The 7,901-nt window shown below is 57.8% G+C and carries 7 protein-coding genes; 2 read left to right on the plus strand and 5 right to left on the minus strand.

Features of this window, described 5'->3' with window-relative positions:
* The 3 genes from AC1RMF_RS26125 to AC1RMF_RS26135 all read right to left on the minus strand — a co-directional run.
* A partial coding sequence (locus AC1RMF_RS26125) for a hypothetical protein (RefSeq protein ID WP_493145425.1) occupies window positions 1-319 on the minus strand: 319 nt, incomplete at its 3' end.
* Window positions 320-354: 35 nt separating this feature from the next.
* A complete protein-coding gene (locus AC1RMF_RS26130; protein ID WP_493145427.1) occupies window positions 355-1,719 on the minus strand; it encodes an AAA family ATPase in 1,365 nt (454 codons plus the stop codon).
* Between the two features lie 24 nt (window positions 1,720-1,743).
* Window positions 1,744-3,597, minus strand: a complete 1,854-nt coding sequence (locus tag AC1RMF_RS26135; RefSeq protein ID WP_493145428.1) for a glutamine--tRNA ligase/YqeY domain fusion protein — start codon at window positions 3,595-3,597, stop codon at window positions 1,744-1,746.
* 37 nt (window positions 3,598-3,634) lie between these two features.
* On the opposite strand from AC1RMF_RS26135, the gene AC1RMF_RS26140 reads away from it, so the two are divergent.
* Entirely contained in the window at window positions 3,635-4,729 is a 1,095-nt protein-coding gene (locus AC1RMF_RS26140; protein WP_493145429.1) for a DUF2157 domain-containing protein, read from the plus strand.
* 48 nt (window positions 4,730-4,777) lie between these two features.
* On the opposite strand, the gene AC1RMF_RS26145 is transcribed toward AC1RMF_RS26140, so the two are convergent.
* Together AC1RMF_RS26145 and AC1RMF_RS26150 are read right to left on the minus strand one after the other, a co-directional pair.
* Window positions 4,778-5,914 (minus strand): branched-chain amino acid ABC transporter substrate-binding protein, encoded by a 1,137-nt coding sequence (locus AC1RMF_RS26145; RefSeq protein ID WP_342618209.1) that lies wholly within the window; start codon window positions 5,912-5,914, stop codon window positions 4,778-4,780.
* 203 nt (window positions 5,915-6,117) lie between these two features.
* Entirely contained in the window at window positions 6,118-6,711 is a 594-nt protein-coding gene (locus AC1RMF_RS26150; RefSeq protein WP_342618208.1) for a hypothetical protein, read from the minus strand.
* An 86-nt stretch (window positions 6,712-6,797) separates the two neighbouring features.
* Between AC1RMF_RS26150 and AC1RMF_RS26155 the strand changes: the two genes are divergently transcribed.
* A partial coding sequence (locus tag AC1RMF_RS26155) for an efflux RND transporter periplasmic adaptor subunit (RefSeq protein WP_493145431.1) occupies window positions 6,798-7,901 on the plus strand: 1,104 nt, incomplete at its 3' end.

The raw sequence follows: 7,901 nt of genomic DNA on the forward strand, positions 1-7,901 counted from the left end.
ACCACCCAACCCGGACATAAATTACATCTCTACTCTTTGGGAAGCCATTTGTCGTTAACTTTCTTTCCAGACCAACATCTATTATTCTATTGACGTAGGCGATTGTTCCTGCTTCAAGTTGGTCTGCTAACCACGGGTCGAACCACTCTCTGTCGACCACAGCCTGCCACTCACTTTCGATGATTCCATCTAAGTCTTGATAGATGGGGTTAACGGCGGTTGCTGTTTCGATCAACGCTTTCGGACAACCACACAAGTTATGCGCAGAACCGATGGTTACTTGGAAATAGCCTTTGAATACATTTGCGTCGATGATCATTTACTTTGCTCTCCCGATTTTTATATTTGTGTCGACTAATGACTGTCTAGCTGTTTTGCTGTTATTGGTTTATTGCCGGATCGAGCACGAGTAATAGCCAACTGTTTGGCCTCTTCCAGTCGCTCTGGAAAAAATCCCCCTGGCCACGGAGTTGTAAAAATTCCACTTTTATCTAAGGTAAGTTTGCGTAAGTGTTTGCCATCAGAAGTTGGCTCTACGAAATAGATATGGATTGCAGTTGGGTCTAAGCGTCCCGCAGCAATGTGCTGTTGCAATCTCACGATCATGTGCTCGCTATGCGTTTCAACTATGGACTGCACACCTCTATTGTGTAGGTCCAGTAAAAAATCACCTAATTCGGCCTGAGCCTTTGGATGCAAATGAATTTCGGGCTCTTCGGCAATCAATATGTCGCCCCTGGTGGAGTTGAAACCGGCAACCAGAACGGGAATTACTTGACTATTGCCGTATCCTACGTCAACAAAATTTTGATACTCTTTTGTTAAAGGATGTTGAATATGAACTTCAAAATATCGATCTGACAAGGAGACAATTTTCAGATCGGAGGCTATGCCAGCAGCTGTCAACCACTTGATGACACCCTGTCTGATGCCTTTAGATTTACTTCCTCGGCGTATCGAATCCATTGCAAGCATAGTAATTGCATGTTCACCATTTGCCCCGACCTTTTGACGTCGCTCACCCGTGTACAGATAGGTTCTAGAGGGGGGCACTCGCATTGCTCCGACATACTCAATATTTTGAAAATGATTGGATATGTGGAAACCATTTCGGCTGGCTATACGAATTTCTCGCAAGGCGATTTTGGTAATGCTATCACTATCGCTGTCAGACGATGAACTTACCGTTAGTCGTGGGATAAAATTTCTGACATCAAAACCACGCTGAATGTTGGTGAACGTTGTAGTGTTTGGAATTGTAAAATTTAGGACTTGCTTGACTGAAAATTTCTCCGAATCTTCGTTGAATTCTGCAACTATGTGTTGCTTACCATCTCCACCAACTACTAATTTTTTTAAGATTACCTCCTTCAGAGATGATCTGTATTTATATGTAAGCGAGAAATTTACGCTCTTAGTGTCCCCACCAAGAAAGTGATACTCCTCCTTTGGCGAGGCCGAAACCGCTATTTTCAAGTATTTCTTAGTTTGATTCCCGTGGATTAGATCCTTGTATGTTCCAAAGTCGCCGAGTGGACCATTCAGAAGAAGTCTGACATTGGGATCATGACTCTCCATTGTCTGACTAAGCAATCGCACCAATGAGATAACCGACGATTTCCCGGAATTGTTTGGCCCAACAAACAGGGTAATTGGAGCTAACTCTACGTCTAGTTCTTGAAAGCTTTTGTAGTTTTCAGCTGAAATACTTTTTAACATTCTTCTCCCCTTAGTTTTGATTCGCTATTTCCCCCAACTATCCTTCAACCCCACCGCCAAATTAAACACCGGCTTGGTCCCAGTCACATGATCCACCCGGTCCGCCACAAAGTAGCCGTGCCGCTCAAACTGGAACTTCTGATCTGGCAGTGCATTCGCCAATGAGGGCTCAACTATCGCAGTGATGACCTTCAGGCTGTTGGGGTTCAGGCTTTCGATGAAGTCCTTGCCGCCCGCGTCGGGTTGGGCGTCCAGGAACAAGCGGTCGTACATGCGCACTTCGGCGCTTACGCCGTCGGCCACGCCGACCCAGGTGATGGCGGCCTTGGCCTTGACGCTGTCGGCGCCGGGGGTGCCGCTCTTGGTATCGGGGATGACCTTGGCGTGCACTTCGGTGATGGCGCCTGCGGCGTCTTTGGCGCAGCCGGTGCATTCGATCACGTAGCCGCCTTTCAGGCGCACGATCGCTCCCGCGGACGTAGTGCCGTCCGCGTTCACTTTCGGCGGGGTCAGGCGCTTGTAGCCCTTGGGGGGCACTTCTTCAAAGTCTTCGCGCTCGATCCACACTTCCTTGCCAATGGTGAAGTGGCGCGTGGGCGCGGTCACGCCTTCGGGCGGGTGGGGCAGGGAGGGCTGGGTGCAGGGCTCCAGGTGGCCGGCTCCCATGACTTCGTCCCAGTTGGTCAGCACCAGCTTGACCGGATTGAGCACGGCAAAGCCGCGATAGGCCTTGGTTTCCAGGTCTTCACGCAGGCAGCCTTCCAGGGTGCTGTAGTCGATCCAGCTGTCGCTCTTGGTCACGCCGATGCGCTCGGCAAAGAGCTGCAGGCTCTCGGGTGAGTAGCCACGGCGGCGCAGGCCGACGATGGTTGGCATGCGCGGGTCGTCCCAGCCGTTGACCTTGTGGTCGTACACCAGGGCGGCGAGCTTGCGCTTGCTGGTGATCACGTAGGTGAGGTTCAGGCGGGCAAACTCGTACTGGTGCGGCGGCGGGCTGCTGAGCAGGCCGCCTTCGCACAGGCGCTCCATCAGCCAATCGTAGAAGGGGCGCTGGTCTTCAAACTCCAGCGTGCAGATGCTGTGGGTGATCTGCTCCAGCGCGTCCTCAATCGGGTGCGCAAAGGTGTACATGGGGTAGATGCACCATTTGTCGCCCGTGTTGTGGTGGGTGGCGCGGCGGATGCGGTAGATGGCCGGGTCGCGCATGTTGATGTTGGGGCTGGCCATGTCGATCTTGGCGCGCAGCACCATGGAGCCGTCTTCATGCTGGCCGTCGCGCATCTCGCGAAAGCGCGCCAGGTTCTCGTCAGGCGTGCGGGCACGGAATGGGCTGTCCACGCCGGGCTTGCTGAAGTCGCCGCGGTTGACGCGCATTTCTTCAGCGGTCTGTTCGTCCACGTAAGCGTGGCCGGCTTCGATCAGGTACTCGGCGGCGCGGTACATGAAGTCGAAGTAGTCGCTGGCCTGGTACGGCGCATCGTTGCCGGGCTGGCTCCAGTCATAGCCCAGCCACTTGACCGAGTCGATGATGCTGGTGACGTACTCGGTGTCTTCCTTCTCGGGGTTGGTGTCGTCAAAGCGCAGGTGGCACACGCCGCCGTAGTCGCGCGCCAGGCCGAAGTTCAGGCAGATGCTCTTGGCGTGGCCGATGTGCAGGTAGCCATTGGGCTCGGGCGGAAAGCGGGTGCGTATCTTGGCGGGGTCGGGCTGGCCCGCGGCCTGGTGGGCTGCATCGCCGGGGCTGCCAGCCCAGCGGCGGGTGGCGTAGGTGCCTTTTTCCAGATCGGACTCGATGATCTGGCGCAGGAAGTTGCTCGGTTTGACGGCTTCGGGTGCCGCAGCGGCGGCTGGCTTGGCGTTGGAGGGGGGAGTGCTCATGCTTCTGATTTTAGACGTGGGCTTATAAGATGGCCTCATGGCACACACATCCCCTTCACGCATAGCCCTGACGCAGCACGACCTGCAGGCCGCAGCCCACGACGGGCTGATCACCAAAGCACAGGCCGACGCACTCTGGCAACGCTGGTCCGCGCCCGACGATGCAAACGCCGTGACCACGCCCGCCGCGCTGGGCGGCTACCGCAGCGGCCCCACGTTTGGCTTTACCAATGTGCTGTATTACTTTGGCGGCATGGTGGCCATAGGCGCCATGTCACTGTTCATGACGCTGGGCTTTGAGCAGATGGGCGCGGGTGGTCTGCTGGCCATTGCCTTGGCCTATCTGGTGGCCTGCCTGAAGGTGGCGGACCATTTCAAGGCGCGCAGCCTGCATGTGCCCGCGGGCCTGTTGGCCACGCTGGCCGTGGTGCTGGTGCCGCTGATCGTGTGGTGCGCCCAGAGCCTGGCCGGGCTATGGCCGCCCGGTGGGGACGCGAACTTCTCGGCCTATCACACGCACATCAACTGGCGCTGGCTGACGCTGGAGTTCGCCACGCTGGCGGCGGGGGCGGTGATGCTGTGGCGCTACCGGCTGCCGTTCATGGTGATGCCGCTGGCGGTGACGGTCTGGTACATGAGCATGGACGTGGCCAACGGCCTCATGCAAAAGGATGGCTTTGACTGGAAGTTCACCCGCGACGTGTCGCTGCTGTTTGGCATTGCCACCTGCGCGCTGGCCATGTGGGTGGACGTGCGCAGCCGCCGCTCGCAGGTTGCGGATGCGCGGCAGGACTTTGCCTTCTGGCTCTATCTGTTTGGCGCCATCATGTTCTGGGGCGGTCTGAGCCTGCGGGACTCCGACAACGAGTGGGGCAAGCTGGCGTACTGCCTGATCAACCTGGCGCTGATCTTTGGTGGCGCGGTCATTGGCCGGCGGGTGTTTACCGTGCTGGGGGCGTTTGGTGTGGCGGGGTATCTGGGCTACCTCTCGCACCGGGTGTTTCAGGACAGCCTGCTGTTTCCGTTTGCGCTCACGCTCTTGGGGCTGGGCTTTGTGTGGCTGGGCGTGTGGTGGCAGCGGCATGAGGCGGCCATCCATGCGCGCTTGCAGCGCTTTTCGCCGGTGCGTTAGGCACAAAAAAAGCGCACCGAAGTGCGCTTTTCTTTGGGGAGCCGCTGATTAGCGGATCACAGCCAGTTCTTCGAGCTTGCCGCCCTTGACAGTCTTCAGGGTCAGAGCACCGCCCTTGATGTCGCCCTTTTCGTCAAAGGAGATGGGGCCGGTCACGCCTTCGTACTTGGTGGCTGCCAGTGCGGGCAGGTACTTGGCTGGGTCGGAAGAACCGGCCTTGACCATGGCTGCAACCATCAGCTTGGTAGCGTCATACACGTAGGGAGCGTAGATCTGCACGTCAGCGTTGAACTTGGCCTTGAACTTCTTGTCGAAGGCATCCTTGGCGGCTGCGTACTTGCTGCCCTTTTCCACACCGCCGGCTTCGGCGCAATAGACTTGGTTGTCAGCGATGGAGTCGCCAGCCAGCTTGATCAGGTCGGTGGAGCAGATGCCGTCACCACCCATGAACTTGGCAGCAATGCCCAGGGACTTCATCTGGCGCAGCATGGGGCCGGCAACGGCGTCCATACCACCGAAGAACACCACGTCAGGCTTCTTGCCCTTGATGGAGGTCAGGATGGCGTTGAAGTCGGTAGCCTTGTCGGTGGTGTACTCCTTGGCAACCACTTTGCCGCCGGAAGCCACAACTGCCTTGCTGAACTCTTCAGCAACGCCTTGGCCGTAAGCAGTACGGTCGTCGATCACGGCAATGGACTGGCCCTTGAGGGTGTTCACAGCGTAACGGCCCAGGGTGCCACCCAGTTGGGTGTCATCAGCCACAACGCGGAATGTGGTCTTGAAACCTTGGCGTGTGTACTTGGGGTTGGTGGCGGAGGGGGAGATCTGGGGAATGCCTGCATCGCTGTAGATCTTGGATGCGGGGATGGAAGTACCGGAGTTCAGGTGACCGATCACGCCGGAAACCTTGGCATCAGCCAGCTTCTGTGCAACGGCAGTACCTTGCTTGGGGTCTGCAGCATCGTCTTCAGTCAGCAGCTTGATGGTAACTTTTTGACCACCGATGGTGACACCGGCTGCATTGAGTTCTTCAACGGCCATGATGGCGCCGTTTTCGTTGTCCTTACCCAGGTGGGCGATAGCGCCACTGGTGGGACCTACGTGGGCAATGGTCACCACGGATTGTGCGAACGCGACGCCAGCGGTAATGGCGAGCACGGCAACAGCTACGGTTTTCATCTTCATGAGTTTCAAACTCCAGTTTTTAAAGTTAAACAAAAACGTGAATTAAGTTTCCACGGGAGGGGAACTTAACCCACCTTTTTACGGTTGGGTATAGGGCTTTTGCTTAAGCTAAACCCTAGGCGCTCAGTATAAGCAGCAGCTAATCCACTCCGTAAAGTGGGGAGTGTAGGCAATTTGCATGCCACTTGATCAACATCAGTGACTTATTGTTGAATCAGCGACGCAGTGAACGCGTTGATGGCTTCAATCTGCGGTGGCAGCACGGTGTAGGGAATTTTTTCGCGGTCCAGCAACTCGCGCAGACCACGGTCAATGGCACGCGCCTGCTCCTCTTCCTGAAAGCGGCCGGCGCGCATATAGCGCTTGTCGCCGCGCTCCACCAGGACGTTGATGTTGTCGTACATGCCGTACCACTCCAGGATCTGCGCGCGGGTCTTGGCCACGTCGCAGATGTTGGGTTCATAGGTCTCGTTGTAGAACAGGACCTGGGGCAGCGAGCCTTCGGTGATGAGGAACTGCACCTGTCCGTCGATCAGGTTGATCATGTCGAACTGGCGTTGCGCAATGAAGTACTGGTTCTTCAGCACCTCGAAGTTCTGCTGCCAGACCAGACCCTTGGCATGGTCGGGAATGATCTCCACCGTCTTTCCACGCTGATACAGATACAGCACGATGGCTGCGGCAAACATGGACTTGTCACTGCCGGGCCCGCCAATGATGTTGATGACCTTGGTGGGGTACAGACGCAGCTTGGTTTCGGGCAGGATGTTGGTTACGTTGGTGTAGCGGATCGTCATGCGAAAACCTCGAACTGGGAAATGGGGCTGACTGTAAACCCTTTGGATGCGCGTGGCTTACACATGCGCTTCCTACAATAGACCGTATGAACAAACGAGCGTGGGTGGCCGTACTGGTCGCGGCAGTGGGAGTGGCTGGTGGCGCTTTGTGGTGGAGCCAGCGTGCAGCGTCTGACGCGGTGCAATACCGCAGCGCCAAGATCGAGCGCGGCAATCTGCAGGCTACCGTGGCGTCCAGCGGCGCCGTCAATCCCGTGGCGCTGGTGACCGTGGGCACGCAAGTCAGCGGCCAGATCCGCGATCTGTATGTGGACTTCAACTCCGAGGTCAAGTCCGGCCAGCTGCTGGCGCAGATAGACCCCGAAACTTTTGAATACCGGGTGCGTTCGGCGCAGGCCGATGTGGACGCGGCCCACGCCGCAGTGGCCACGGCGCAGGCCAACCTGCTGGCCGCCATGACGCAGGTCTCGCGCGCCCAGGTGGACCTGACCGAAGCGAAGCGCGACATGGACCGCAAGCAGTTCCTGGTGGAGAAGCAGTTCATTGCGCAGAGTGAGGCGGACAAGGCGCGCGCCCTGGTCAACACCAGCCAGGAGGCGCTCAAGGCAGTGCAGGCGCAGGTGGGCGTGGCAGAAGCCGGCGTGCACTCGGCACAGGCCAGCGTGGCGCAGCGCGAAGCGGCACTGGCGCAGGCCCGCATTGACCTCGTGCGCACCCGCATCACGTCGCCGGTGAACGGCATTGTGGTCAAGCGCTCCATCGAGCGCGGGCAGACGGTGGCCGCCAGCCTGCAGGCGCCGGAGCTGTTCATCATTGCCCAGAACTTGCGTGACATGCAGGTGGAAGCTGCCATCGATGAGAGCGACGTAGGGCGCCTGCGCAAGGGCCAGAAGGCCAGCTTCACCGTGGACGCTTTCCCGGGCCAGACCTTCGAAGGCGAGATCCGCCAGGTGCGCAAGGCTGCCACCAACGTGGCCAATGTGGTCACTTATGTGGCGGTGGTGGGCTTCTCCAACGTGGATGGCAAGTTGCTGCCCGGCATGACCGCCAATGTGCGGGTGGTGACCGACGAGCGCGCCAATGTGCTCAAGGTGCCCAACGCCGCTTTGCGCATGCGCGTTGCCAGCGTGGAGCCCACGCCGGGCGCTGCGAATGATGCCGCACGCGGTGCCCCGCGCGGCCGCATCTAT

The sequence above is a fragment of the Rhodoferax sp. GW822-FHT04A08 genome (assembly GCF_058801025.1).